The organism is Streptomyces sp. NBC_01012 (genome assembly GCF_045162755.1).
Taxonomy (GTDB): Bacteria; Actinomycetota; Actinomycetes; order Streptomycetales; family Streptomycetaceae; genus Streptomyces.
Window position 1 is genome coordinate 5,791,185 of the sequence record NZ_CP108688.1, and the last position, 25,975, is coordinate 5,817,159.

At 70.6% G+C, this 25,975-nt stretch carries 29 protein-coding genes; 13 read left to right on the forward strand and 16 right to left on the reverse strand.

What is annotated here, in order from left to right; translation table 11 throughout:
- Positions 1-68: 68 nt before the first annotated feature.
- Entirely contained in the window at positions 69-947 is an 879-nt protein-coding gene (locus OG623_RS26015) for a LysR family transcriptional regulator (protein ID WP_406149691.1), read from the reverse strand.
- A gap of 81 nt (positions 948-1,028) precedes the next feature.
- Between OG623_RS26015 and OG623_RS26020 the strand changes: the two genes are divergently transcribed.
- Positions 1,029-1,790 carry an SDR family oxidoreductase gene (locus tag OG623_RS26020; RefSeq protein ID WP_406149692.1) on the forward strand — a complete coding sequence of 254 codons (762 nt, stop codon included), beginning with the start codon at positions 1,029-1,031 and terminating at the stop codon, positions 1,788-1,790.
- 36 nt (positions 1,791-1,826) lie between these two features.
- On the opposite strand, the gene OG623_RS26025 is transcribed toward OG623_RS26020, so the two are convergent.
- Positions 1,827-1,958: a hypothetical protein gene (locus tag OG623_RS26025; protein ID WP_406149693.1), complete on the reverse strand. Its 132-nt coding sequence runs from the start codon at positions 1,956-1,958 to the stop codon at positions 1,827-1,829.
- Between OG623_RS26025 and OG623_RS26030 the strand changes: the two genes are divergently transcribed.
- Positions 1,957-2,505: a GNAT family N-acetyltransferase gene (locus OG623_RS26030; RefSeq protein ID WP_406149695.1), complete on the forward strand. Its 549-nt coding sequence runs from the start codon at positions 1,957-1,959 to the stop codon at positions 2,503-2,505. The genes OG623_RS26025 and OG623_RS26030 overlap by 2 nt on opposite strands.
- Here OG623_RS26030 and OG623_RS26035 read toward each other — a convergent pair.
- The 3 genes from OG623_RS26035 to OG623_RS26045 form a co-directional block, all read right to left on the reverse strand.
- Positions 2,426-2,857 carry a hypothetical protein gene (locus OG623_RS26035; RefSeq protein WP_406149696.1) on the reverse strand — a complete coding sequence of 144 codons (432 nt, stop codon included), beginning with the start codon at positions 2,855-2,857 and terminating at the stop codon, positions 2,426-2,428. The genes OG623_RS26030 and OG623_RS26035 overlap by 80 nt on opposite strands.
- A gap of 70 nt (positions 2,858-2,927) precedes the next feature.
- The gene (locus OG623_RS26040; protein WP_406149697.1) at positions 2,928-3,137 is read right to left on the reverse strand and encodes a DUF397 domain-containing protein; all 210 of its coding nucleotides are present in this window, start codon (positions 3,135-3,137) and stop codon (positions 2,928-2,930) included.
- A complete protein-coding gene (locus OG623_RS26045; protein WP_406149698.1) occupies positions 3,134-4,012 on the reverse strand; it encodes a helix-turn-helix domain-containing protein in 879 nt (292 codons plus the stop codon). The genes OG623_RS26040 and OG623_RS26045 overlap by 4 nt, the downstream gene beginning before the upstream one ends.
- A gap of 164 nt (positions 4,013-4,176) precedes the next feature.
- Between OG623_RS26045 and OG623_RS26050 the strand changes: the two genes are divergently transcribed.
- The 3 genes from OG623_RS26050 (at position 4,177) to OG623_RS26060 (ending at position 5,992) form a co-directional block, all read left to right on the forward strand.
- Positions 4,177-4,614, forward strand: coding sequence for an ATP-binding protein (locus OG623_RS26050; RefSeq protein ID WP_406149699.1), 438 nt, complete (start codon positions 4,177-4,179; stop codon positions 4,612-4,614).
- 148 nt (positions 4,615-4,762) lie between these two features.
- The gene (locus OG623_RS26055; RefSeq protein ID WP_406149700.1) at positions 4,763-5,650 is read left to right on the forward strand and encodes a hypothetical protein; all 888 of its coding nucleotides are present in this window, start codon (positions 4,763-4,765) and stop codon (positions 5,648-5,650) included.
- A gap of 75 nt (positions 5,651-5,725) precedes the next feature.
- On the forward strand, positions 5,726-5,992 hold the full coding sequence (locus tag OG623_RS26060; protein ID WP_406149702.1) for a hypothetical protein: 267 nt from the start codon (positions 5,726-5,728) through the stop codon (positions 5,990-5,992).
- Positions 5,993-6,089: 97 nt separating this feature from the next.
- On the opposite strand, the gene OG623_RS26065 is transcribed toward OG623_RS26060, so the two are convergent.
- Together OG623_RS26065 and OG623_RS26070 are read right to left on the reverse strand one after the other, a co-directional pair.
- Positions 6,090-6,452 carry a DUF1330 domain-containing protein gene (locus tag OG623_RS26065; protein WP_406149703.1) on the reverse strand — a complete coding sequence of 121 codons (363 nt, stop codon included), beginning with the start codon at positions 6,450-6,452 and terminating at the stop codon, positions 6,090-6,092.
- Positions 6,449-6,799, reverse strand: a complete 351-nt coding sequence (locus OG623_RS26070) for a nuclear transport factor 2 family protein (RefSeq protein WP_406149705.1) — start codon at positions 6,797-6,799, stop codon at positions 6,449-6,451. The genes OG623_RS26065 and OG623_RS26070 overlap by 4 nt, the downstream gene beginning before the upstream one ends.
- 123 nt (positions 6,800-6,922) lie before the next feature.
- Here OG623_RS26070 and OG623_RS26075 point away from each other — a divergent pair, with 123 nt between their 5' ends.
- The 4 genes from OG623_RS26075 to OG623_RS26090 all read left to right on the forward strand — a co-directional run bounded on the left by OG623_RS26075 (position 6,923) and on the right by OG623_RS26090 (position 13,337).
- The gene (locus OG623_RS26075) at positions 6,923-7,702 is read left to right on the forward strand and encodes a helix-turn-helix domain-containing protein (protein ID WP_406149706.1); all 780 of its coding nucleotides are present in this window, start codon (positions 6,923-6,925) and stop codon (positions 7,700-7,702) included.
- A gap of 540 nt (positions 7,703-8,242) precedes the next feature.
- On the forward strand, positions 8,243-9,973 hold the full coding sequence (locus tag OG623_RS26080) for a carbohydrate-binding module family 20 domain-containing protein (protein ID WP_406149708.1): 1,731 nt from the start codon (positions 8,243-8,245) through the stop codon (positions 9,971-9,973).
- Between the two features lie 100 nt (positions 9,974-10,073).
- Positions 10,074-12,836: a pullulanase-type alpha-1,6-glucosidase gene (gene pulA, locus OG623_RS26085; RefSeq protein ID WP_406149709.1), complete on the forward strand. Its 2,763-nt coding sequence runs from the start codon at positions 10,074-10,076 to the stop codon at positions 12,834-12,836.
- 150 nt (positions 12,837-12,986) lie between these two features.
- Entirely contained in the window at positions 12,987-13,337 is a 351-nt protein-coding gene (locus tag OG623_RS26090) for a 5-carboxymethyl-2-hydroxymuconate Delta-isomerase (protein ID WP_406149711.1), read from the forward strand.
- Here the strand turns inward: OG623_RS26090 and OG623_RS26095 are convergent.
- The 7 genes from OG623_RS26095 to glnII form a co-directional block, all read right to left on the reverse strand.
- Positions 13,322-14,056, reverse strand: a complete 735-nt coding sequence (locus OG623_RS26095; protein WP_406149712.1) for a TetR/AcrR family transcriptional regulator — start codon at positions 14,054-14,056, stop codon at positions 13,322-13,324. The genes OG623_RS26090 and OG623_RS26095 overlap by 16 nt on opposite strands.
- Before the next feature lie 51 nt (positions 14,057-14,107).
- Positions 14,108-15,373, reverse strand: coding sequence for an MFS transporter (locus OG623_RS26100; protein ID WP_406149714.1), 1,266 nt, complete (start codon positions 15,371-15,373; stop codon positions 14,108-14,110).
- A 109-nt stretch (positions 15,374-15,482) separates the two neighbouring features.
- Entirely contained in the window at positions 15,483-17,408 is a 1,926-nt protein-coding gene (locus tag OG623_RS26105) for a hypothetical protein (RefSeq protein WP_406149716.1), read from the reverse strand.
- Between the two features lie 103 nt (positions 17,409-17,511).
- The gene (locus tag OG623_RS26110) at positions 17,512-18,159 is read right to left on the reverse strand and encodes a LuxR C-terminal-related transcriptional regulator (RefSeq protein ID WP_406149718.1); all 648 of its coding nucleotides are present in this window, start codon (positions 18,157-18,159) and stop codon (positions 17,512-17,514) included.
- Positions 18,144-19,409 (reverse strand): sensor histidine kinase, encoded by a 1,266-nt coding sequence (locus OG623_RS26115; RefSeq protein WP_406149720.1) that lies wholly within the window; start codon positions 19,407-19,409, stop codon positions 18,144-18,146. Before OG623_RS26115 ends, OG623_RS26110 begins: the two co-directional genes overlap by 16 nt.
- Positions 19,410-19,586: 177 nt before the next feature.
- Complete coding sequence (locus OG623_RS26120; protein WP_406149721.1) at positions 19,587-20,216, reverse strand: winged helix-turn-helix domain-containing protein; 630 nt, start codon at positions 20,214-20,216, stop codon at positions 19,587-19,589.
- 302 nt (positions 20,217-20,518) lie between these two features.
- Positions 20,519-21,553 carry a glutamine synthetase gene (gene glnII, locus OG623_RS26125; protein ID WP_362894602.1) on the reverse strand — a complete coding sequence of 345 codons (1,035 nt, stop codon included), beginning with the start codon at positions 21,551-21,553 and terminating at the stop codon, positions 20,519-20,521.
- Between the two features lie 247 nt (positions 21,554-21,800).
- On the opposite strand from glnII, the gene OG623_RS26130 reads away from it, so the two are divergent.
- Complete coding sequence (locus tag OG623_RS26130; RefSeq protein ID WP_406149722.1) at positions 21,801-22,727, forward strand: Gfo/Idh/MocA family protein; 927 nt, start codon at positions 21,801-21,803, stop codon at positions 22,725-22,727.
- 10 nt (positions 22,728-22,737) lie between these two features.
- Here OG623_RS26130 and OG623_RS26135 read toward each other — a convergent pair whose 3' ends face one another.
- The gene (locus tag OG623_RS26135; protein ID WP_406149723.1) at positions 22,738-23,214 is read right to left on the reverse strand and encodes a MarR family winged helix-turn-helix transcriptional regulator; all 477 of its coding nucleotides are present in this window, start codon (positions 23,212-23,214) and stop codon (positions 22,738-22,740) included.
- Positions 23,215-23,284: 70 nt separating this feature from the next.
- Between OG623_RS26135 and OG623_RS26140 the strand changes: the two genes are divergently transcribed.
- Positions 23,285-24,169, forward strand: a complete 885-nt coding sequence (locus OG623_RS26140) for an alpha/beta fold hydrolase (RefSeq protein ID WP_406149724.1) — start codon at positions 23,285-23,287, stop codon at positions 24,167-24,169.
- Here the strand turns inward: OG623_RS26140 and OG623_RS26145 are convergent.
- The gene (locus OG623_RS26145; RefSeq protein WP_406149725.1) at positions 24,147-24,506 is read right to left on the reverse strand and encodes an arsenate reductase family protein; all 360 of its coding nucleotides are present in this window, start codon (positions 24,504-24,506) and stop codon (positions 24,147-24,149) included. The two genes, OG623_RS26140 and OG623_RS26145, sit on opposite strands and share 23 nt — an antisense overlap.
- A gap of 119 nt (positions 24,507-24,625) precedes the next feature.
- Between OG623_RS26145 and OG623_RS26150 the strand changes: the two genes are divergently transcribed.
- Both OG623_RS26150 and OG623_RS26155 read left to right on the forward strand, forming a co-directional pair.
- Complete coding sequence (locus OG623_RS26150; RefSeq protein WP_406149727.1) at positions 24,626-24,895, forward strand: hypothetical protein; 270 nt, start codon at positions 24,626-24,628, stop codon at positions 24,893-24,895.
- 193 nt (positions 24,896-25,088) lie between these two features.
- The gene (locus tag OG623_RS26155) at positions 25,089-25,958 is read left to right on the forward strand and encodes an arpA protein (RefSeq protein WP_406149728.1); all 870 of its coding nucleotides are present in this window, start codon (positions 25,089-25,091) and stop codon (positions 25,956-25,958) included.
- Positions 25,959-25,975: the final 17 nt, after the last annotated feature.

The following is a 25,975-nucleotide window of genomic DNA, read 5'->3' on the forward strand; positions in this document are numbered from 1 at the left end:
GGCCGGGTCCGGAGGGGGGTCCCGGCCCCGGCCCCGTCGGCGTCAGGGGCCGGGCCCGGAGGCGGACTTCAGCGTCCGGGCCCGGAGGGCGCGGCGTCACGGAGCGCCGCCGCCGCTCGGACGAGTGCGGCTACGGCCGGTGAGCGGCTGCCGTGCGGCCATGCCAGCACCGTGGTGACGTCCGGGGCGTCGGTGACGGGAACCGCGACGTGATCGGGCCACTGCCATGCCCGGCTTGATGCCGGGATGACGAGCAACGTCCGTCCGAGCGCGACGAGTTGGGCAAGCTGCGCCTGGGTGTGCACCTCGGGTCCCGGACCGTCGGGGTAGGACCCGTCGAGTCGGGGCCACCGGGCGATGGGCAGGCCAGGCACATCGCGTACGTCCGCCGATGTGAGCTGGTCGCGCGACGCGAGAGGATGCCCGGCGGGAAGCAGCGCGATCTGGCCCTCGACGAGGAGATCCTCGGTGTCGAAGCCGGCGAGATCGTCGAACGGCCGGTGCATCAGCGCCACGTCCGCCTGCCCGTCGCGCAGGCGCCGGGCCTGCTTGCCGACCTCGCAGAGCAGGACCTCGACCGGCGGTGCACCGGGTTCGCCCGCCGACGCGTCGAGGAGCTGCCGCAGCAGCGCGTGGGACGCCCCGGCCTTCGTCACGAGTACGAGCGGCCGCCCCGGATCTCCGGCGCGCCGCGTCCGACGCGCGGCCGCCTCCACCGCGTCAAGGGCGACCCGGGCCTCGCGGAGCAGCACCCTGCCCGCTTCCGTGAGCGCCGCCCCGCGACGGTCCCGGTCCAGGAGCCGCACGCCGAGCCGGTGCTCCAGCAGACGGATCGCGCGGGAGAGCGGTGGCTGCGCGATCCCGAGCCGATCGGCGGCACGCCCGAAGTGCAGTTCCTCGGCCACGGCGATGAAATACCGCAGCTCACGGGTCTCCAGATCGTCCATGAAGGGAGCCTACGTCTGATACCCGGCGGGTATCACGACGTATCGAACCGGTCTTGGACAACGATCACACGGGCGCCCAGCATGGACCGGGTGAACGACACCAAGGGCATCAGTGACAGCAGGGATATCGCCGGTACCAGGACCGCACTGGTCACCGGCGCGAACAAGGGGATCGGTCTCGCCATCGCCCAGGGGCTCGGGGCGATCGGCTTCACGGTCGCGGTGGGAGCGCGCGACGAGGCCAGGCGCGAGGAGGCCGTCGGGCGGCTGCGTGCCGCAGGCGTCGACGCGTTCGGGGTGGCCCTCGACGTCACCTCCGACGACAGCGTCGCCGCTGCCGCGAAGACCATCGAACGGACGGCAGGACGACTCGACGTCCTCGTCAACAACGCGGGCATCTCCGGCCGGACCGACGACGGCGCGCAGGACCCGGTGACGCTCGACCTCGACGTCGTCCGCACCGTCATCGAAACGAACGTACTCGGGGTCGTACGGGTGACGAACGCGATGCTCCCGCTGCTCGGCCGGGCGAACTCGCCGCGCATCGTCAACATGTCGAGCAACATGGGCTCGTTGACGCTGCAGACGGGCCCGGTGATGGCCGCGTACGCACCGTCGAAGACGATGCTCAACAGCATCACGGCCCAGTACGCCCGCCGGCTCGCCGACACGGACATCATCGTGAACGCCGGCTGCCCCGGCTATGTCGCGACCGATTTCACCGGCTTCAACGCACCACGGACACCCGAGCAGGGCGCCGCGATCGCGATCCGGCTCGCCACCCTGCCGGACGACGGGCCGCGTGGCGGCTTCTTCGACGACGAGGGTGTCGTCCCCTGGTGACCTCGCGTACGGGTGGCTGTGGCGGTCAGGCGCGGGTCAGGTGGTGCGCAGCCCCGCCAGCAGGATGTCGAGCAGGCGCTCGGCCCGTTCGGCCCGCTCGGCCCGTCGACCGAGCCCGGGGCAACGCCGGGGGCAACGCCCGGGGACGTGCGATAGGTTGCCCGCCATGACCGGACTCGGACCCGTCACCTGGCCACCCGCACCGATAAGGACCGAACGGCTCCTGCTCCGCGCCTCGGAGGCCCGGGACCGGGCGGCGTTCATCGAGCTCTTCGCCTCGCCGGAGGTGCGTACGTATCTGGGCGGCACCCGCCCGCGCGCCGAACTCGAACGCGAGGTGCCCGAGGTGCCCGGTCGGCGCCCCGGACTCTTCGTGGTCGACCTCGACGGAGAGATGATCGGCATGGTCGCCCTCGACCGACGCGGCGCTGAACGCCCGGGGCACATCAGCCCGGACGGCGGGGAGGCCGAGCTGGGCTACACCTTGCTGCCGGAGGCATGGGGGCACGGATACGCCGCCGAGGCGTGCACAGCGGCACTCACCTGGTGCGCCGGCACCCTTCCCGGCGAACCGGTGGTGCTCTGCACCCAGACCGCCAACACTCGCTCGATGCGCCTCGCGGCGAAGCTGGGATTCACCGAGGTGGAGCGGTTCGAGGAATACGGCGCCGAGCAGTGGTTCGGCGCGCTTCGCCCGGCCGCGAGTCCGGCTTGAGCTGCACCATCGCGTGTTGCAGCGGAAGCACGGATGCGATGACGAACAAGCCGAACAGATTGATGACCAACAGCCCGTCAAGATGCAGCAGCCCCGCCGGATCACCCTTCAACCAGTGCCAGTTGCCCGCCCAGTTCGCGCAGACGTCCATCACCATCACAGCGCCGGCCAGCCAGACCCCGGCCCTCCGCACGAGTACCACCAGGACGACGACCAGCGGATCGAGAACCACCAGGGCGACGAAGAACGCTTGCAGGGGCACCCAGTGGAACGGTGCGTAGGCATGGATGCCGGCACGGGCCAGATCCAGAACGTGGGCACCGAATCCTTCGAGGAATCCGATCGCGTACACCGCGAGGACGCATCTCACCCAGGGTCTCTGTCTGCCCCACCGCCCCCGCAGCTCGGACACGTGTCCGTCGTCAGTTCTCGACGGCGTACGTCAGGAAGACCGCCCACGTGGCGGTGGTGAAGCCGAGGCGGGGGCCGGGCAGGTCCTTGGAGTCGCGGACGTGGACGGTGCGGGGTGTGGTCGCCACCTCCACGCAGTCAGCCTCGCTGCTGTTGCTGCTGTAGCTGCTCTTGAACCACTTCAGTTCGCCAATGCCCTCGGCGGGCAGCCTGCTGATCATGTTTCTCCCAGAAGTTGCTCGATGAAGGCCAGCGACTCCCGAGGGGTGAGAGCCTGGGCCCGGATCATGCCATACCGCAGCTCAAGCACTCGAAGCTGCTTCGGGTCGGACACGGCACGACCGTTGAACGCCCCTTCCGAGCGTCCCAGTGCTGCTCCGTCCTTGAACTTCAGCACCTGCGTCTCTCCTTGCATTCCCGCGTGCTCCTCGCGCGCGATCGGCATGACCTGGATGGAGACCTGCCGCAACTTGCCCACGCGCAGCAGGTGTTCGAGCTGGCGACGCAGGACCATTGTGCCTCCGAGCGGGCGTCTCAGTGTTGCTTCCTCCTGTACGAAGCTGAGTGCAGGAGCTGGAGTTCGTTCGAAGATCGTCTGCCTGGCCATGCGGGCGGCAACCGCCTGGTCGATCGCATCCGGCTCGTACGCGGGCAGCCGCATCTCGAAGAGTGCTCGCGCATACTCGGCGGTCTGAAGCAGGCCGTGCAGGTTGTGGTCCCCGTACGCCAGGAGCTCGACCGCCTGTGCCTCCAGCCTCGCCAGATCCCGCACCTTCTTCGGGTACCTGACCTCCGCCAAGTCCCGCTTCATCAGCGCCAGTTTCCCCTCGGCCCCCAGCACCTCGTCCGCCCTGTCCAGGAACTCGGGCCGAGGGATCCGCCTTCCGCCCTCCACCTTGTAGACCAGGTCCTCCCCGTACCCGATCGCGGCGCCGAACTCTCCGGCCCGCATGCCCGACGCCTCCCGCCAGGCCTTGATCTGGCGGCCGACCGACGCGACCACCGCCGCCCCCGACTCGTCATCGGGATCGACGTCCCAACCGGGCTCGTCAGCACCGTCGTTACCCCGTGCCGTGTCTGCCTCGTCCACGCTCATCCGTGCCCCACTTCCGACGCGCTTGCCGTTCTTGCACCAACCTCTGTCGTCCCCGGCACGTCACCCCGGACAGTCGGGACAGCGCTGGACAAGGACGGGACAATCACCGTACGTAGCGGCCCTGTCCCTCCTCACGGTAAGCAATTATTGCCACGCTGAGTGATGTGACCGAAGAAATCACTCGAACCGAACATTCCGCTCTCACGCGGCAGTTCACCGTGCTGCTCTCTCCCACCCGCCGAGGGGTCAGGCTGGCCCGTCTGCTGGCCACGGCGCATCTGGGTGCATGGGGGCTGCCCATGGAGCCGGCGGCGAACATCGTGGCCGAGCTGGCGGCGAACGCCGTCGCGCACGGCCGCGTCCCGGGGCGGGACTTCAGGCTGGGCCTCGCGGTCCACCACCGCGCACTCCTCCGTATCGAGGTGACCGACACCCGGGGTGACCGGCTTCCTCCGGAGCCCGGCTCCGTCGACGAGGCCTCCGGTGACGCGGAGTCGGGGCGCGGTCTGCTGATCGTCGAGGCGCTCGCGGACCGCTGGGGGGTGGAGGTGGGGCCCGTCCCGCGCAAGACGGTCTGGGCGGAACTGGACCTCGGGCGGTGACCGCCGTTACCCCGGCAGTCGATGCCAAGCCGCCCTACTTCATGCCTTGTCACTCACTCGGGTGACATCAGCCAACTGGGCTGGATTTGGTGCAGGTTGTCAGTCATATGCTCACGGCAATCCCATCCAGCTCTCCGAACGGAGCTCCATGGTCAGCGCACCGCACGAAGCGATGCACCGCATCTTCCAGGAATACCCGGAGCTCGTCGGACACCTGTCCGGCGTCCTCGGGCTCGAACTGCCGCCCGTCGTGTCGGTGGAGCCGGTGACCGTCGACCTCACCGAAACCGAGCCGCTCGAACGGCGCGTGGACACCCTCCTGCGGATCGGGACGGAGGGCGACGGCCCGTTCCTTCTCGTGGTCGAGGCCCAGGGCAAGAAGGACCCTGGCAAAACAGCCAGCTGGCCCTATTACTGCACGTACCTGCACAACAAATACCGGCTGCCGGTCCTGCTCCTCGTCGTCTGTCAGGACCACTCGACCGCCGCATGGGCGGCCCGTCCTCTCACCATCGGCCTCCCCCAGTGGCCGACCGTGACCACCCGCCCCCTCGTGGCGGGGCCGCACAACATGCCCGTCATCACGAACGTGGCCGAAGCCCGGAAGGACCTGCCGCTCGCCACACTCGCCGCCATCACACACGCTGACAATCCGGACGTCGATGCGATACTGAAGACGATGTCGGTCGCCCTGCGCGACACGCCGGAAGCGATTGCTGGACCCGTCGTCGAATTCATCGCACAAGGCCTGGGTAACCGCCCGGCCGCGCAACAGTGGAGGAACCTGGTGGCCGTGGATCTCTCCTTCTACACCTCGCCGCTCTCCGAAGAAATCCGTGACGAAGGCCGTGTCGAAGGCCGCGCCGCTTCTGTGCTGCTGCTCCTCAGTGCGCGTGGTATCGACGTCACGGATGCCACCCGTGAGAAGGTCACCGACTGTAGTGACCCGGAAGCGCTCGGCCGGTGGTTGGTTCGCGCGGCATCCGTCGCCGCCTCCGACGAGATCTTCAAGGATGAAGCCTCCGACGGTCGGTAGCGTCGCGTCCTCCGGTGCCGGTTGCCCTTCGGGATGCACCGGCACCGGCCCGTCGGCATCACATGGAGGAACCTCGTGGCCGATCTCTCCTTCTACATCTCGCCCCTCTCCGAAGAGATCAGGGAAGAGGGCCGTGCCCAGGGCCGAGCCGAGGGCCGTGCCCAGGGCCGAGCCGAGACCGTCCTGATCGTTCTGGATGCGCGCGGTATCGACGTCGACCGCGCCGCCCGAGAGAAGATCGCTGCCTGCCGGGAGCCGGAGCTCCTGCGCCGGTGGCTGCTCCGTTCCGTCCTCGTCGCCACCGCCGAAGAGATCTTCGTCGAGGAACCCTCCGCCGAATAGGGCCCACGGCCAGGGCGGTGCCGGGGCCGAGCTCGGACGCCCTGACGGCGTCCAGGACGGACCACCCGATCACAGACTCGAACCAGTACCGGCCCCGCTACCTTGCCGCGGCGTCCTGATTCGGGAACGGCGGCGGGATCTTGGCGCTGGCTCGATACCCGTCGGGTACCCCCTCGACCAGCGCGACCATCGAGGTCGAATGCTCGGTGCGGAGCGGCAGAATCGCCTGGTACTCCGCCGACGCGTACCACTCCTGAGCACTGGTCAGATCGGGGAATTCCAGGATCACGATGTCGCCGCCCCAGGTTCCCTCATGCTCGACGAGCTGCCCGCCGTGCACGAGAAAGCGGCCGCCGTGCGGTGCCATCGTCGCCTCGACCCGCTTGATGTATTCCGCGATCTCCGGGCCGACCTCGACATCCTTCAGGTAACCGATGGCGTACGCGCGCGGCGCCTTCATGCCGGCACCTTGTCCAGAAAACCGTGTACGTCCTGGATCCGGCCCGACTCGTCCAGCACCAGGACGTCGAATCCGATCACCAGCGGCTCGGCTCCCTCCGGGCCCAGACCCCAGCGGAAACGCACCTGGCGATGGTGGGCGTCGGTCTCGCCGACCGGATTGAACACGAACCCGGGGAACTGAGCCCGGACGGCATCGATGACCGCCGTGATCCCGGCGTGGCCAGAGACCTCTGCCATCGGATCGGTGTAGGTCGCCGCGGGCGACCAATGCTTGGAGAGCAGGGCCGCACGCTCGTCGCCGGTCGCGTTCCAGGTGGCCAAGTACTGCTGAACGACATCCTTCATGATCAATCTTCTTCCGTTCATTTCCGGTCGGCTGATGTCCCACATCCTGGCCCGGTCCCGCTCGGCAGAGCCATGACCTCAGAGGTCATGGCCACCCGGACATGGCCCCATAGACTCAAAGGCATGAGCGTTGCAGCCGAAGCCCCGCCGGTCGGTGCGTTGTTGCGGACCTGGCGTGAACGACGCCGCTTCAGCCAGCAGGAGCTGTCCAACCGATCGCAGGTATCCACGCGGCACCTCAGTCGTGTGGAGACCGGCAAGGCGCACCCGACGCCTGAGATGCTCATGCATCTCTCCGACGACCTCGACGTGCCGCTACGGGAACGCAACCGGCTCCTGCTGGCCGCCGGCTATGCACCGCGTTATCAGGATCCCCGATGGGACGACGCATCGATCGAGGTGGTGATGGATGGTCTGCGCCGGCTCCTCGACGCCCACCTGCCGTACCCCGCGCTGCTGTTGGACGATCACTGGGACATCATCGACGCCAACGCTGCCGTTGATCAGCTGCTGACCGGTTGCGCGCCGGAGTTGCTGGAGCCGCCGATCAATGTGGCCCGGGTCTGCCTCCATCCGGACGGGCTGGCCCGCCGGGTCGGCAATCTCGCGGAGTGGGGCAGCCACCTGCTGCAACAGGTGAGTCACCGTGCCGAGCGCACCCATGATCAGCGCCACCACGAGCTTGCCGCGGAGATCGCCGGATACGTTGGCGAACCCGATGCCTCCAGCCCTCTCACGGGGCCAGTGATCACCCTCGAAATCGACGTCGACGGTAACGCGCTCCGATTCTTCAGCACCTCCGCCACCCTCAGCACGGCCACCGATGCGGCCTTGGAAGGGCTGCATCTGGAGACGTTTCTGCCGGCCGACGACGAGACCCGACGCCGGTTCGATCAGCGATAGACCTGGGCTGGACCGCACCTCGACCCCCCGGCAACCCCTGGACGCACAGCCCCTTCGGTGTCGTACGAGACGGGCCACCCTGCCCAGCGAGGGCCAAGATCATTCTTTGGCGTCCAACCCGGCAGCATGACCGGCGGGACCCGGGAGAGGTCCGGGCGTCGGCCCGGGGCGGGCCGGCGGGGAAGTGACGTCCGGACCTCTCCACGCGGTGACCGGTCCGGTCGGCCGGGCGCGTGGGGTCCGGGTTTCCGGCCCCCCGGCCGACCGGGCCGGAGTCGGGATGAACTTAACAGGCTCGCAATATCTTGCGTAAGTCCTTGCAGTAAGAAATCTCCACGGTTTCGTGGATGTGAGTGGGATGTAATCGCGTCGTGTCCAGAGGGTTGACCAGGGGAGGTCCGGCTCGTACGGTCTGCGCACACGAAGTTTTGCAGACTTGCTGCAAGAAGCTTCATGAGCCTTGAGGGCACGGCGCGTTGCCATGTGAGGCTCCCGCACCGCCATCCCCGCTCTTCCCCCCCCCGCCGCAGGAGGAACCTCATGGCACACAGACCCTTGCCCGGCGCGCTGGCCCTCGTCCTGGGCGCCGCGGTACTCGCCGTCCCCACCGGGCTCGGCGCCGCCGGTACGGCCCAGGCCGCGCCGCCGGGTGAGAAGGACGTCACCGCGGTGATGTTCGAGTGGAGCTTCGACTCGGTGGCCGCGGCCTGCACCGACAGTCTCGGCCCCGCAGGTTACGGCTACGTCCAGGTCTCGCCGCCCCAGGAGCACATCCAGGGCGGGCAGTGGTGGACCTCGTACCAGCCCGTCAGCTACAAGATCGCCGGCCGCCTCGGGGACCGTACGGCCTTCGCGAACATGGTCAGCACCTGCCACGGAGCCGGGGTCAAGGTCGTCGCGGACTCGGTCATCAACCACATGTCGTCCGGTTCCGGGACAGGGACAGGCGGTTCCTCGTACTCCAAGTACGACTACCCGGGCACCTACTCGGTCAGCGACATGGACGACTGCCAGTCGGAGATCAACAACTACGGCGACCGGGCCAACGTCCAGAACTGCGAACTGGTGGGGCTCGCCGACCTGGACACCGGCGAGGACTACGTACGCGGCAGGATCGCCGGCTATCTGAACGACCTGCTCTCGCTCGGCGTCGACGGCTTCCGGATCGACGCCGCCAAGCACATGCCGGCCGATGACCTCGCGAACATCAAGTCCCGGCTCAGCGACCCCGGTGTGTACTGGAAGCAGGAGGCGATATACGGGGACGGCGAGGCGGTCTCGCCCTCCGAGTACCTGGGCACGGGTGACGTCCAGGAGTTCCGCTACGGCCGCAGCCTCAAGCAGGTGTTCAAGAACGAGAACCTCGCCGAGCTGAAGAACTTCGGCGAGGGCTGGGGCTTCATGGAGTCGGGCAGGTCCGCCGTCTTCGTCGACAACCACGACACCGAGCGCGGCGGTGACACCCTGAACTACAAGGACGGCGCCGACTACACCCTGGCGAGCGTCTTCATGCTGGCCTACCCCTACGGCTCTCCGGACGTCCACTCCGGCTACGAGTGGTCGGACAAGGACGCGGGCCCGCCCAACGGCGGCCAGGTGAACGCCTGCTACAGCGACGGCTGGAAGTGCCAGCACGCCTGGCCCGAGATCTCCTCCATGGTCGGCTTCCGCAACGCCGCAGCCGGCGAGGGAGTCTCGGACTGGTGGGACAACGGCGGCGACCAGATCGCCTTCGGCCGTGGTTCCCACGCCTACGTCGCCATCAACCACGAGGGCTCCTCGCTCAGCCGTACGTTCCAGACGTCCCTGCCCGCCGGCGACTACTGCGACGTACAGTCCGGCAACGGCGTCACGGTCGACGGCTCGGGGCAGTTCACCGCGACCCTCGGCGCGAACACCGCGCTCGCCCTGCACACCGGCGCGCGCACCTGCACCGGCGGCGGGGGAGGCACGGACCCGGACCCCGGCAACGGTGACTCCGGGGCCTCCTTCGGCGTCAACGCCACCACCCAGCCGGGCCAGAACATCTACGTGACCGGCGACCAGGCAGCACTCGGCTCCTGGGCACCCGGCAGCGCGCTGAAGCTCGACCCGGCGGCGTACCCGGTCTGGAAGCTCGACGTCGCCCTGCCCGCCGGGACCACGTTCGCCTACAAGTACCTCCGCAAGGACGCAGGCGGCAACGTCACCTGGGAGAGCGGCGACAACCGCACCGCCACCGTGCCGTCCTCCGGCAAGGTCTCCCTGACCGCCGACGTCTGGCGCGGCTGATCCACCCCCGGCGGGCCGGGGACGCGGGGGCGAGCGTCCCGGCTCCTCGGCCCGCACCGCTTCACATCGCCCGATCCCCGATGCCGAGGAGTACCCGCCCGTGTCCCGAACCACCCTCCGCCGAGGGGCTGCCGCGCTGCTGTGCGCGGCGCTGCTGCCCCTCGTGCCGGCGGCCTCCGTGTCCGCCGCTCCCAGGCCGAGTGCCCTCGCCTCGACCACCGCCGGCGAAGCCCCGTCCACCGACCTCACGAAGTCCGAGGCCCAGTGGATCGACGCGAACACCGTCGTCTGGAAGGTCAAGGCCACCGGCGCCACCAGCCAGCAGCTCGTCCACGCGAAGAACGGCGGCATCTCCGTCGTCGACGGTGACCTGTCCGGACAGGGGCAGCGGATCCGTCTCGGCGCCGCTGAACTCACCGACGCGCAGAAGGCGAAGTACCCGCACCTCAAGGACTTCCCGGCGTTCACCGTCGACCCTCGCGACCGGGGCATGGCCCGGGCCTCCCTGCGCGGCCAGCTGATTGCCACGCAGAGGGACGAGAACGGTGCGCTGGTCGCCGCGACCGGCGTACAGACCGCGGGTGTGCTGGACGCGCTGTACGGAAAGGCCGCGAGCGGTGCCGACCTCGGCCCCGTCTTCCACCGGAGCACCCCGACGCTCTCCGTCTGGGCACCCACCGCCCGCACCGTCTCACTCGAACTCGAACTCGAAGCCGGCAGTGGCAAGGGCGGCAAGGCGGGCAAGAGCGCCAAGGCGGTGCGGACCGTCCCCATGCGCCGCGACGACCGCACCGGCGTCTGGTCGGTCACAGGCAAGAGGAACTGGACGGGCGCGTCCTACCGTTACGTCGTCCAGGTCTGGGCACCCACCGTCCAGAAGATGGTCACCAACAAGGTCACCGACCCGTACTCCACCGCCCTGACCACCGACTCCGCCCGCAGTCTCGTCGTCGACCTCGACGACCCGGAGCTGGCGCCGCGCGGCTGGTCCGGGCTGAGGAAGCCCACCGCCGTGCCGCTGCGCGACGCCCAGATACAGGAGCTGCACATCCGTGACTTCTCGATCACGGACAGCACGTCGAAGCACCCCGGTGAGTACCTCGCCTTCACCGACACCCGTTCCGACGGGATGAAGCACCTCAGGGAGCTCGCGGACTCCGGCACCAGCTATGTGCACCTGCTGCCCGCCTTCGACATAGGGACCATCCCTGAGAAGAAGTCCGACCGGCGGGAGCCGGGCTGCGACCTGCCCGCCCTCGCCGCCGACTCCGAGAAGCAGCAGGCCTGCGTCACCGAGGCCGCCGCGGAGGACGGCTTCAACTGGGGTTACGACCCGCTGCACTACACGGTGCCCGAGGGCTCGTACGCCTCGGACCCCGAAGGCCCCCAGCGCACCGTCGAATTCCGGAAGATGGTCCAGGGCCTCAACGGCGCCGGGCTGCGCACCGTCATGGACGTCGTCTACAACCACACCGTCGCGTCAGGACAGGACGACAAGTCCATCCTCGACAGGATCGTCCCCGGCTACTACCAGCGGCTCCTGGAGGACGGCACGGTCGACACGTCGAGCTGCTGCGCCGACACCGCGACCGAGAACACCATGATGGGCAAGCTCGTCGTGGACTCGGTGGTCACCTGGGCCAAGGAGTACAAGGTCGACGGCTTCCGCTTCGACCTGATGGGGCACCACCCGAAGGCCAACATCCTGGCCGTCCGCAAGGCACTCGACGCGCTGACCCCCGCCAGGGACGGCGTCGACGGGAAGAAGATCGTCCTGTACGGCGAGGGCTGGAACTTCGGTGACATCGCCGACGACGCGCGCTTCGTCCAGGCCACCCAGAAGAACATGGCCGGCACCGGCATCGCCACCTTCTCCGACCGGGCCCGCGACGCCGTGCGCGGGGGAGGCCCCTTCGACGAGGACCCCGGCGTCCAGGGCTTCGCCTCCGGCCTCTACACCGACCCCAACGCCTCGCCCGCCAACGGCACCGAGGCCGAACAGAAGGACCGGCTGCTCCACTACCAGGACCTGATCAAGGTCGGCCTCACCGGCAACCTCGCCGACTACACCTTCACCGACAGCCAGGGCCGTACGGTCAAGGGCTCGGACGTCGACTACGGCGGCGCCCCCGCCGGTTACGCCGCGGCCCCCGGCGACGCGCTCGCCTACGCCGACGCCCATGACAACGAAACCCTCTACGACGCCCTCGCCTTCAAGCTGCCCGCGGACACCACGGCCGCCGACCGGGCCCGTATGCAGGTCCTGGCGATGGCGACCGCCACCCTCTCGCAGGGCCCGTCGCTCTCCCAGGCCGGCACGGACCTGCTGCGCTCCAAGTCGCTGGACCGCAACTCCTACGACAGCGGTGACTGGTTCAACACGCTGAACTGGGACTGCCGCAAGGGCAACGGTTTCGGCCGGGGACTGCCGCCCGCCGCCGACAACCAGGACAAGTGGTCCTACGGCAAGCCGCTGCTGACCTCCGCCGCACTCACCCCCGGGTGCGCGCAGATCACCGGTGCCTCCGCCGCCTATCAGGACCTGCTGACGATCCGCACCACCGAGAAGGACTTCGGCCTCGCGACCGCCGGGCAGGTGCAGGACCGCCTCTCCTTCCCGCTCTCGGGCAAGGAGGAGACCCCCGGGGTGATCACGATGCGCCTGGGCAAGCTCGTCGTCGTCATGAACGCCACCCCCAACGCACAGAGCCAGACGGTCCCCGGTCTCGCGGGGAATGCGTACGCCCTGCACCCCGTGCAGGCGGCCGGCTCGGACGCCACGGTCAAGGAGTCCTCGTACGAGAGGAAGTCGGGCAGCTTCACCGTGCCGGGACGCACGGTCGCCGTGTTCTCCCACCGCTGACAGCGCAGGGCCGCCGGCCCCGGCTCCCGTCCCTCGTGGCGGAAGGCCGGGGCCGGCGGCCGTACAGGCCGTACCTTGTGCGGGCGGCGCGGGCACGCGAAGCTGAAGCCGCACTCCTAGCCGTACCCCACCCGCCCTCAGGAGCACCTGATGCCGCAGATCACCGTCGACTACTCCGCCGAGCTCGACGACAGCTTCGACCGGCGCGGCTTCGCGCTCGCCCTGCACCCGGTCATCGCCGAGACGGTGTCGACCAGGATCGCCGCCTGCAAGTCCCGGTTCCACCGGGCCGATGACTTCGTCGTCGGTGACGCCGAGGCGGGCGACGCCGTCGTGAACGTCTCCATCGCCCTGCTGCCCGGCCGGACCCCCGAGGTCAAGGCACAGCTGACGGAAGCCGTACTGGCGCTGCTGGCCGGGCATCTGAAGCCCGCCGACGGTCTCACCGTCCACGCCTCGGCCGAGGTCAGGGACCTGGACGCCTCCTACCGCAAGGGCTGAGGCAGCCGCTGCGGCGGGACGGCCGGTGCGGCGGGCGCCAGGGCCGAGAGCCTGGCGAGCAGTTCGCCGAACGGGCCGTCCGCCGGCTCCTGCGCGAAGACCCGCAGCATGATGCCGGCCATCTCCTGGTCGTACGCGGCGCTCACCGATGCCAGTGCCGCGAAGTCGTGCACCAGCTGCAACTCCAGCTCCGCACGCGGGATGTGCTTCCCGTCGAGCCAGAGCAGCGCCGTCGACTCGGCCAGTGACACCCAGGACCGCACGACCAGCTCAAGACGTGCGGGCGGCTTCGGGACGCCGAGATGCGCGATGATCTGCTCGTACGCCGCCTGACGCACCCCGTCCACCAGGGCGTTGGCCGTGGACGAGCCACCCGCGGGGCCGCCCCGCATCAGGGCGGCGAAGCCACGGCCGTGCTCGTCGACGAAGTCGAAGAACCGGCGCATCACCCGGATCAGGCGGGCCCCCAGGGGCCCTTCGTGCGCTTCGAGGAACCGGCCGGACAACTCGTCCGCCGCACGCTTCAACGCCGCCTCGTACAGACTGCGCTTCCCCGGGAAGTAGTGGTAGACCAGCGGGCGCGAGATGCCCGCCGCCGTCGCGATCTCGTCTATCGAGACCTCGTCGGGCGAGCGGCTGCTGAACAACTCCAGCGCGACACCGATCAACTGGGCCCTGCGTTGATCGACGCCCATCCTGCGTCGCACCCCGGTCGTCATGAACAACAGCGTACTGACTGGTGGAAGCGGAAGCGGACTCCAGGGGGCCGCTTACGGCCGGGACAGCCGGCGCTCCACGCGCTTCAGACCGCGCACGGCCGGAATCGCCAGCAGCAGGACGCAGGCGACCAGCGCCATGGACGCGGACACGTACAGCAGCGGCACGGCCCCCGCGACGAGCGCGAGCGGTCCGGCCACCGCCTGCCCGACCGGCTTCATCACCAACGAGCCGGCCGCGTCGTACGCGTGCACCCTGCCGAGGACGTCGTGCGGGACGTGCGTCTGCACGCTCGTGTGGAACATGACGGTCCAGAAGGCCATGCCCACGCCGCTCACGCCGTAGCACCCCGCGACGAGCGGCGCGGGAAGGTCCAGAGCGATCCCCAGCGGCATGAACGCCCACAGGACCATGGAGAGGGCGCCGGCCCGCAGCGGATACCGGGGGCGGAGCCTGATCGCGAGGATCCCGCCCAGCACGCTCCCCGCCCCGAGGGACGACATGACCAGGCCGAACACCGATGCCCCGTAGTCGGTGACGAGCGTGCTGTTGCCCAGCGTCGTGGTGGGTCCCGCGCCGGCCAGCTGCCAGAGCATGAAGACGACGATGACGCTCCACAACCAGGTCCTGGACCGGAACTCCCGCCACCCCTCGACGAGATCGGCCCGGAACGACGGTTCGCCGGCCCGCGCGGCCGGGCCCATCGGCACCGAGCGGAGCAGGAGGAGACAAGCGCCGCTGGCCGCATACGTCAGGGCGTCGAGGGCGACCACCGCCGCGGGTGAGGAGACGGCCAGCAGCAGGCCGGCCAGGGAAGGGCCGATGACGAGGGCGACGGACTCCGAGATGCGGAGGGTGGCGTTGGCCTTCTGCACGTCCTGGGCGGTGAGCGGGGTGATGCTGGCGACCCCCGGCTGGAACAGCGCGCTGCCCGCCCCGATCAGCGCGAGCAGCACCAGGATCTGCCACAACCGCGGTGTGCCCAGCAGGAACAGCAGGGCGAGAACTCCCTGGGAGCAGAGCCGGGAGGTGTCCGAGACGACCATCAGCCGCCGGGCGCCGAAGCGGTCGGACATCACCCCACCGAAGATGATCAGTACCGCGAACGGCGCCACGAGCGCGGCGAGCGCGTAGCCCACCCCACTCGCTCCGTACCCCGCTCCGATCACGGCGGCCGTGATCGCGACGGGGAGCATCGCGTCTCCCAGCAGCGAGGTGGTGCGGGCGGTGAAGAACAGACGGAAGTCCGCTGTCCACAGCGGAGGATCGGAGGAGGTCTCCCTGGCCTGCACGTCACGGGTCGTGCCCGAGCCAGCCACCGCTCACCGTCCCCCGTATGCCGTTGATGTCGAGGAGGGCAACACTTTCGTCCCCCGACCCGTCCCAGGTCAACGGCATTTTCGCCGGCTCAGCACGCGCGCGACCACGTCAGTGCAGCGATTCCACCCTCCTGCCGTCCGTCAGCAGCCCGTCGAGCCGGGGCCGGTCGCCCTCGCCCGCGGGCAGTGCGAGCAGCCGTCCGTCGGCGCTGCCCGTCACGCCGCCCGTCGCGGTCAGGGACGCGAACTGCCGGGAGCCCGCCGCCAGTACGTACCACCGGCCGCCGTCCGACTTCCACAGCACGCCCGCCAGCACCCGTGGCCGGCGTATCCCGCAGTCCGGCGAGTCCTCGGCGCGTGCCGCGACCGCCGCCGGGGCACCGGCGCCGCCCGAGAGCTCGGGCGGCGCCTGGAACTGCGCCAGGACCCTGCTGCCCGAGCCCCGCCAGGTGTCCGCCCTGGTGCAGAGCCACAGGGCGTCCCCCGCCCCCTCGGGGAGCCGTTGCGTCGCGTACGGCCAGGAGTTCACCGACCGGACGCCGTTGGACCTGACCGTGGGCAGGAGGCAGGCGGTGCGCGCCCAGCTCTCCCGCTCGGCCTGCCCCGACACATCGTGCGGGGTGGACGGTGCGCCGGAGGTGAGGCGTACGGGGGTGAGCTCACCCAGATCCGTCATCAGCCGCGCCGAGGTGCCGTCCCGCAGCTCAAGGGTCTGCCAGGAGCGGCAGTCCGCACGGCCGCCCTCCCGTGTCTCCGGCTCCGTCAGCGGGTCCGTCACCCCGTAACGGTCGCGGGGCAACGGCCGGGCCGCCGCGTGCGGTGCGAGCAGATCCCGCACCCCGGCCCCCCGCACCCAGGGCGCGGTCAGATAGCGGATCCGGCCTGCCCTGCGCTGCACCACCAGGGCACTCGCCCCCACCGCGTCCGCCCCGTCCACCCGGGCGAAGTCCAGCGCCGCGCCCCCGGACGGGTCGGCGTTGCGCGGCTCGGCGTACCGCACGACGCGCAGGCCGTCGTGGAACAGCACCACGGCCGCCGGGCCGACCTCGCCCGCGTACAGCAGCTGTGGTGGCCCCATCGGTGGCCCGTCGGGCGTGCCCGGTGTCGCCGACGGGACCACCGCGGGGCCCGGCCGCGCCCACGCGGCGAGGGCGCGGCCCAGCAGACGGGTGTCCCCGGTCCGGTCGCCGCGCGTGGGCCAGACCGTGAAGTCCCGGCGCGCGGCCGCCCGCCAGAGCCCCTGGGGCACCCGGCGCACCTCGGCAGGATCCAGCGCCAGCTGGGCGGTGGCGTTGCGCGAGTACAGCGGTGCGGACGTGGCGCGCGGGCCGCCCAGGCCGTCCCCCGGCATCAGCAGCAGGGTCCCGCAGACCAGCAGGGCGCCGGCCCCGGCCAGCAGTGTGCGCCCGCGCCGCCGTCTGCGCACCGGATCGGTCGGCCTGACCTGGAGCGAACAGGGATCGAACTCCGGTGAGGCCAGCAGGGTGTACGGCGCCGTGAGGGCGTCGGCCTCCAGCAGGGCGGCCCGCGGGTCGTCGACACCCGCCGCCTCCAGGACCCGGCACACCGCGGCGTCGTCGAGCCCTTCGAGGCCCCGCAGCACATGCGCGGCCCTGCACGGCGCGGATGTGTCGGCCAGGGCCTGCTCCAGGGCCAGTTCGTCCGCGCCGCAGGAGTGCGGGAACAGCCGCAGCCCCCACACCTGTGGCACCAGCGGCGGGAACTGCGCCCGCCGCGGCCGGCCGAACCGCACCAGCGGCAGCCCCGCCTCCAGCGCGAAGCGCAGCACCCGCAGGCGTACATGGGCGTACGCGAACCCCGGGTCCGCCGCCTGCCCGCCCGCCAGGGCCCGCTGGGCCAGCCCATGGGCCGACAGCACCCGGCGGTTGCGGCCGAGCGAGGGCGCCAGCACGAGATACGCGAGCCGCACCAGCCGGGCGTAGTGCTCGGCGGGCGCGGCCTCGGCCCGCTCCCCGACGGCCCGCCCCGCGTACGGGCGGCCGGTGGGCGGCGGTACTGCTCGCAGTGGTGGCATATTCAGCTGAACGAGCGAATGGTGCGATGGTCACTCCGGCGTGCGCTCCGGGGCCGCGCGGCTCCCCGGCGCGTCCGCCGGCCGAGCTCGGCCGGCCCCGCGGTCATCCCCGGTCGAGGTAGGCCAGGACCGCCAGCACACGGCGGTTGTCGTCGTCGGACACGGGCAGACCGAGCTTGCCGAAGATGTTCGATGTGTGCTTGGCCACCGCCCGCTCCGTGACCACCATCTGCGCGGCGATGGCCACGTTGGAGCGGCCCTGCGCCATCAGCTCCATGACCTCGCGCTCCCGGGGCGTCAGGGCGCCCATCGGTTCGTCGGCCGAACGCCGGGACAGCAGCTGCGAGATGACCTGCGGGTCCATCGCGGTGCCCCCGGCGGCGACCCGGCGTACCGCGTCGATGAACTGGTCGGCGTCGAAGACCCGGTCCTTCAGCAGATAGCCGATGCCGCCGTTGCCGTCGGCCAGCAGTTCCCTGGCGTACAGCTGCTCCACATGCTGCGACAGGACGAGCACCGGCAGCCCGGGTCTGTCGCGGCGGGCGGCCAGCGCGCACTGCAGGCCCTCGTCGGTGTGGGACGGCGGGAGCCGGACGTCGACCACGGCGACGTCCGGCTGCAACTCGGCGAGTGCCTTGGTCAGTTCGGGCCCCGTCTCGACCGCGGCCGCGATCTCGAAGTCATAGGCTTCGAGCATGCGCACGAGGCCGTCGCGGAGCAGGAAGAGATCTTCGGCTAGGACAACGCGCAAGGGATCTCCATGGTCACCATGGTGGGGCCGCCCGCAGGGCTGCTGACGGCCAGTACGCCGTCGAATGTACCCAGTCGGCGTTCGATTCCGCTCAGCCCCGAGCCGGATCCGACGGACGCACCGCCCTTGCCGTTGTCCGTGACGGATATCCGCAGCATGCCGTCGGTGTGGTGCATGTCCACCCACAGGCGGTCGGCGCCCGAGTGCTTCGCCACGTTGGTCAGGGCCTCGCTGACGGCGAAGTACGCCGCCGACTCGACCGGTGCGTCCGCCCGGCCCGGGAGCTCCACGGTCACCTCGGACGCGACCGGCAGCCGCAGCGCCAGCGCCTTCACCGCGTCCCCGAGCCCCCGCTCGGCGAGCACCGGCGGGTGGATGCCGCGTACGAGGTCACGCAGCTCGGTGAGGGCCTCGGCCGAAGACGTACGCGCCATCGACAGCAGCTTCTTCGCCTCGGCCGGGTCCTTCTCGATGAGCGCCTCGATGGTGCCGAGGTTCATGCCCATGGCAACCAGCCTGGCCTGTGCCCCGTCGTGCAGGTCCCGCTCGATGCGCCGCAGTTCGGACGCCGCCGTGTCCACGGCCTCGTGCCGGGTCTCGGTGAGCCGGTCGATGCGCTGCGTGAGCTCCTCCTGGGTGGGCGAGAGTGACGTACGGGCCAGCACGAAGTGCAGCCGCAGCAGGGGCCGGCTCGCCCACACGCCGACGAGGAAGAACACGACGCCGAGCGCCGCGGCGGCCAGGCCCGTCGCCTGGCTGGTGACCGGCACGAAGGTGTACCAGTAGGCATCGTCCTGGAAGACCCGCCACAGCCCCGCCGCCAGGGCGATCCCCTCCAGCGGGTAGATCAGCAGTGCGAAGGTGAGGACCAGCAGCGTGTAGCCCGCCGTCATGTCGAGCAGCAGCCACAGCAGGTCACGCCAGGTCGCCGGGTCCTTCAGCAGCAGCGTGGTGCGCTCCACCTGCCCGGTGAAGCCGGTGCGCAGATCCTTCGGGAACGGCCGGTAGGGGACCGGGATACGGACGTCCGACCACTCGGCGGCGAGCAGCCTGCGCCGGTTGGCGTGCGCGCGTACCGCTTTCATGACCCACGGGGTGGTGACCAGCCCGAAGCCGAGCAGCACGAAGACGAGCGAGAGGACCGACAGCACGAAGAGAGTGACCGAGCCCACGATGCTCACGAAGGACAGGACGAACGCACGCCCGCCGGTGAGCAGCGCGGTCCGTACCCGGCCCTGTGCCGAATTCATGATGATGTCTCCCCTCGCCGGGTCCACGGCGGATCCCGTTCGGCACCCAGTCTCGCCTGTGACCAGGGGGCGCCGTCAGCCGGTCGGCCACCCGACGGGGGTGTACCTGGCACCACCGTCGAGACGGCGGGAGGCCCCGGGCAGGAACCCGGGGCCTCCCGTACGAGCGGTGCGTGCTCAGGGCGCGTACTTGTAGCCCACGCGCCGCACGGTCTGGATCGACCTGCGGTGCTCGGCGCCCAGCTTGCGGCGCAGCCGGGCCACATGGACGTCGACGGTGCGGCCGTCGCCCACATGTCCGTAACCCCAGACCGTCGTCACCAGCTGATCGCGGGTGTGCACCCGGTGCGGGTGCGCCACCAGATGCGCGAGCAGCTCGAATTCGAGGTACGTGAGGTCGAGTGTGATGTCGTTCACCGACGCGGTGCGCCGGGTGGAGTCGATCACCACGGGCCCGGCGGGAGGCGCGGCGGGGGCGGCCGGCTCCGGCACGAACTCACGGTGCTGGGCCGAAGCCACGGCACCGGCCAGAGCCGGCTGCTGGTCCGCGGGCACCAGCACCAGATAGCCGACCATCGGCGGCCGGCCCGGCAGGGCCGGGAGCGTGTGCGCGGGTGCGGGCAGCCAGGTGGCTCCGGGCGGCAGGAAGCCCGCCACGTCCGAGAGCTCGACGACCTCGTCACGGTCGACGGCACGCAGCCGGTGGCGGTTGGGGGACAGGGTGTTGCGAGCGGTGGTGGCCGCAGCGGGCACCGCGGACGCCGCGGTGGCGGCGGACGCGGTGGAGAAGGGACGGGTGTTCGCCATGAGGGTCAGCTCTTTCGCGCGAGGAGTCGTCGAGGACGTACGTCGTGCGCGCGGACCGAAGGCCGGGGTGAGACGGCTTTAGAGGGCCTGCGCGTTCCACGCGCGGCAACACACCCGGTCGAAGTCATGATGCTGACGAGAGGGCCAGAACGGCTCGAGGTCGCTGCGACCCGACGCGATGTACTGGAAGCTGGCCATGCCCCCATTGAAGCAGACATCGGCGCCGCACAGCAGTGTTCTCCCACCGGTCGGTACGCACCGCTGTGTCAGCTTCCTCACGCTTCCCTTCCCTGTGCGTGCGGTCAGACCTGGCCGGCCTTCTCCAGCGCGGTGCAGCAGGTGTCGACGATCAGCCGCGTGACGACGTACGGGTCGACGTTGGCGTTCGGGCGGCGGTCCTCGATGTAGCCCTTCCGGTCCTGCTCGACCTGCCACGGGATACGGACCGATGCGCCGCGGTCGGAGACGCCGTAGCTGTACTCGTTCCACGGGGCGGTCTCGTGCAGACCGGTCAGCCGGTCGTCGATGCCCGCGCCGTAGTGCTTGACGTGGTCCATCGGCTTCGAACCCTCGCCGAGCGACTCGGCCGCGGTGATGATCGCCTCGTAGCCCTCACGCATCGCCTTCGTGGAGAAGTTGGTGTGCGCGCCCGCGCCGTTCCAGTCGCCCTTGACGGGCTTCGGGTCCAGCGTCGCGGAGACGTCGAAGTCCTCGGCGGTGCGGTAGAGCAGCCAGCGGGCGATCCACAGGTGGTCGGAGACCTCCAGCGGGGAGACGGGGCCGACCTGGAACTCCCACTGTCCCGGCATGACCTCGGCGTTGATGCCGGAGATCGCGAGGCCCGCCTTCAGGCAGTTGTCCAGGTGCTTCTCGACGATGTCACGGCCGAAGATCTCGTCGGAGCCCACACCGCAGTAGTAGCCGCCCTGCGCGGCCGGGAAGCCGCCCTCGGGGAAGCCGAGCGGACGGTGGCCGTCGAAGAAGGTGTACTCCTGCTCGATGCCGAAGACCGGCTCCTGGCCGGCGAACTGCTCGGCGACCGGCCGCAGCGAGGCACGGGTGTTGGACTCGTGCGGGGTCATGTCGATGTGGAAGACCTCGCACAGGACCAGCACGTCGTCACCGCCGCGGATCGGGTCCGGGCAGGTGAAGACCGGCTTCAGCACCCGGTCGGAGGCGTGGCCCTCGGCCTGGTTGGTGCTCGAACCGTCGAAGCCCCAGATGGGCAGCTCGGCCACGTCGGACGACGGGGTGCCGGGCATGATCTTCGTCTTGGAGCGGAGCTTGGCGGTCGGCTCGGTGCCGTCGATCCAGATGTACTCAGCCTTGAACGTCACGGAAGCCATCCTTCTGGGGGTGCTGCGGTCTATGCGTCGCAGCTTCGCAAGACGCGATTTCTCGTCCGTTGCCCTGGTGTGAACCCCGTGTTACCGGCGTTTCCCGTGCGCGACGGGCCGATGGCGAGGGCCCCGGAAGCATGGTCCACAGGGCTTCAGGAGCCCTGGACACGCGGCCCGGCCCCATGTCGTATACAGAGGGTCCGCCGCCTGGGGACCAGGCGGCCGCACGAGGCACACTTGTCGTATGACGACAGCCGCTGCCCCCCTGCGTATCGGCCTGGTCGGTACGGGCCCCTGGGCCCGCAACACCCAGGCGCCCGCCATCGCCGAGCACCCCGGCGCCGTGCTGAGCGGGGTGTGGGGCCGCCGGGCCGAGGCCGCGGGGGAGCTGGCCGGCACCCATGGCGCCACGGCGTACACGGGTGACGCGGGGCTCGACGCGCTCTTCGCGGAGAGCGACGCGGTCGCGTTCGCCCTGCCGCCGGACGTACAGGCCCCGCTGGCCGCCCGCGCCGCGGCGGCCGGCTGCCATCTGCTGATGGACAAGCCGGTGGCCACGACCGTCGCGGGCGCCCGTGAGGTGGCCGAGGCCGCCGAGGACGCCCGGGTCGCCTCCCTCGTCTTCTGCACCCTGCGGTACGCCCCGGAGACCTCCGCCTGGATCGCCGAACAGCACGCGACGGGCGGCTGGTTCACCGCGCACGCCCACTGGGTCGGCGCGCTGTGGGCACCCGGTGCCGACAGCGAGTACGCCGTGTCCCCCTGGCGCCGCGAGAAGGGCGGCCTCTGGGACGTCGGCCCGCACGCGCTGTCCGTCCTCATCCCGGTCCTGGGTGACGTCACCGGGCTGACCGCGGCCCGGGGCCCCGCCGACGCCCACCACCTGGTCCTGCGCCATGCCTCGGGTGCCTCCAGCACGGTGACGCTCGCACTGGGCGCCCCGACGGCGGCGGCCGGGGTGGGGGTCGAGCTCAGGGGCGAGCACGGCACCGCGGGACTGCCCCGCTGGGACGGCGCCGTGTCGGCCTTCCGCGCGGCGGTGGACGCGCTGATCGAGTCGGTGCGTACGGGGGTGGCGCACCCCTGCGACGTACGGTTCGGGCTCCGGCTGACGGAACTGCTGGCCGATGCGGAGAGCCAGGCGCAGGCGGGGGCGCAGGTCGTACGGTAGCGGGCGCCCGCTACTCAGGTGCCTGCTCGGGTCCCCGATCGGGTCCCCCCGACACCGCGGCGTGGAAGCCGTCCAGGAAGCGCCGGACGGCGGCGACCTCACTGTCGTCGAAGCCCCGCAGCAGTTCGACGGCGCTCCCGATCGCCGGTCCGAAAACCGCCCACCCCAGCTCCACCGCGTGCGGGGTCACGCTCAGCAGCACCCGGCGCCGGTCCCGCACGTCCCGGGACCGGGCGAGATGGCCCAGCCGCTCCAGCCGGTCGATGAGCGACGTGGTGCCCGCCGAATTGAGCCCGAGCTCCGCGCCGAGCCGGCCTGCCGTGACATCGGCCCCGCTCCGCCGGGCGTCGAGCAGACAGACCAGGGCCCGCACATCGGTCGGATGCATGCCGTGCTGTGCTGCGAACTCGGCCTGGCGCAGCCCGAATTCGGTCGTGACCCTGCGCAGCAGATGGACGATCTCCATCTCGCGTTCCTGGTCGCCCATCGCCGCTCCTCGGCCTATTATCTCGTTGAGCGAGATAATAGGCCGAGGAGCAGAGCCGAGGGAGCACCCCATGACATCCACCCGGCGGCCCGGAACCGGGGACGCGGCCTTCCAGGCGGCCTACGACGAGGTCATCGCGGCCCGGTGGCCCGCCGGCACGACCCCGACCGTGGTCCCCACCCCGTACGGCACCACCCATCTCAACAGCCACGGCCCCGAGGACGCCCCGCCCGTGCTCCTGCTGCCCGGTGGCAGCGCCACCTCCACCGTGTGGTCCGCGCAGGCGGCGCACCTGGGACGCACCCGTCGCGTCCACGCGGTCGACCTCGTCGGCGAGCCTGGCCGCAGTGCGCCGGGGGAGCGCCCGGTCCGCTCGGCGGCCGATCTGACGGCATGGCTCGACGCGCTGCTGGACGGGCTCGGTACGGAATCCGCCGCGCTCTGTGGCCACTCGTACGGCGGCTGGATCGCTCTGCGGTACGCCCTGCACGCGCCCCGGCGCGTCAGCCGGCTCGTCCTGGTGGACCCGACCCGGTGCTTCGCCGGCTTCCGTCCCGGCTATCTGCTGCACGCCCTGCCGATGCTGCTCAGGCCCACGATCCGCAGCACCCGGGCATTCCTCGCCCGGGAGACCGGAGGCGCACCCCTCGACCCCGCCCGGGCACGGCTGCGGGACGAGATGGTGGGCTTCCCCGCCGCACGCCCGGTCACCGGGCCGATGCCCTCACCCGATGAGCTGCGAGGCCTGGAGGTGGAGACGCTCGTCCTGCTCGCCGGGGACAGCAGGGCCCACGACGTCGGGCGGGTCGCCGCCACAGCAGAGCGGCTGCTCCCGTACGCAAGGACGGCGACGATCGCGGGCGCCACCCACCACTCCGTGCCGCAGGGTGAACCCGGGGCCGCCGAGATCGCCCGCCGTATCGAGGACTTCCTCAGCGCTCCAGCGCGTCCCTGACCGCCTCGTCCGTCCGCGCGACCACGGCCGAGCCGTCCTGCGCGGTGATGATCGGGCGCTGGATGAGCTTCGGGTGTCCGGCCAGCGCGGCGATCCACCGCTCGCGCGAACCGGCGTCCTTCGCCCACTCCTTGATCCCCAGCTCCTTCGCCTCCGCCTCCTGGGTCCGGGTGATGTCCCACGGTTCGAGCCCGAGCCGGTCGAGCACGGCCCGGATCTCCTCGGGGGACGGCACGTCCTCCAGATAGCGGCGGACCGTGTAGTCGGCGCCCTCCGCGTCGAGCAGACTCAGCGCGCTGCGGCACTTGGAACAGGCCGGATTGATCCAGATCTCCATGGGGCCCAGGGTACGGGAGTGACCCTCGAAAGCGCCTCTGGCCAGGGGCGATTGTCAGTGCGGGCCAGTAGAATAGGGGGAGTTCGTGAGGGTTCCACCACCGTGCCAGGAGGTTGCCGATGGCCGTTGCCGTAGTCACGACCGAGCCGCTCCACATGTCCCCGCCGAAGAAGCCGCTCCCCGCGGGCCGGCCCCGCGAGTGGTATGTCTCGCACAACCGTCGCCTCAAGGCCATGCGCCTGGCGATAGCCCTGCTCGACACCGGTGTGTACCAGCCGTCGAGCGCCGACAACGCCCGGATCCGCGTCGCGGCGGACCGGCTCGCCATCCACCCGCCGTCCGACACCACCTGCCGGATGGTCCGCGCGCTGATCCGCTACGGGCGCTGACGCGGCCCCACACGGTCCTGGCGTGGCCGTGGCCGTGACGTGACCGTGGCGCGGGCGGTGGCCAGAAGGACTATGGCCACCGCCCGCGCCGTCCGGAAGTGTGACGTGTCACAGACAGCGCGGCGAGGCTGTGGGAACTTCAACTCTGTTACTCGTCAGTTGAGTTATCGACGTGCACGCGTGAGAGGGTCGAATGAGCACTCTGCAAGCCATCACGCTCGATCAGGTGGTCGACACGGACCGCTACCCCCTGTCGGACCCCGGAGGTACCGGAGCGCGCGCCGTGGTGGCGCGGGCGCAGCGCGAACTGGCCGAGGTCGGCTGTACCGTACTGCCGGACTTCGTCCGGTCCTCGCTCCACGAGGTCCTGCGGCAGGAATGCGCATCCCTCGCCCCCGAGGCGTACTTCGACGTCGAAACGGTCAACGTCTACAACATCGACGTGGACGCGGATCTCCCCGAACACCACCCCGGCCGGCGCACCTTCGAGCGCGGCAACGCGTTCGTCGCACGCGACCGCATCCCCGGCGGCTCCCTCATCGGCAGGCTCTACGCCCACGAGGCGTTCCAGCGCTTCGTCGCCGACTGCTTCGGACTGCCACGGCTGTACGAGCTCGCCGACCCCCTCTCCGGTCTTGTGCTCAACGTCGTACGGCCCGGCATGGAGCACCCCTGGCACTTCGACACCAACGAGTACACGGTCAGCATGCTGACCCAGGAGGCGCAGGAGGGCGGGTCCTTCGAGTACTGCCCGAACATCAGGTCCGCCGATGACGAGCGGTTCGACGACGTCCGTGACGTCCTGGACGGCCGTGGCACACCGAAGCCCGAGCGGCTGCCCCTGCGGCCCGGTGACCTCCAGCTGTTCAAGGGCCGTTACTCGCTGCACCGGGTCAGCCCCGTCCGTGGCGACCGTGCGCGCCACAGCGCGATCTTCGCCTACAGCGAGCGCCCCGGCGTCATCGGGAGCGTGGCGCGCACCAGGCAGCTCTTCGGCCGTGTCCTGCCGGAACACCTGGCCGCGGAAGGGCGGGCGGTGCGGGGCGACCAGCTGCTGGACTGACCGGAGCACACGGCGAA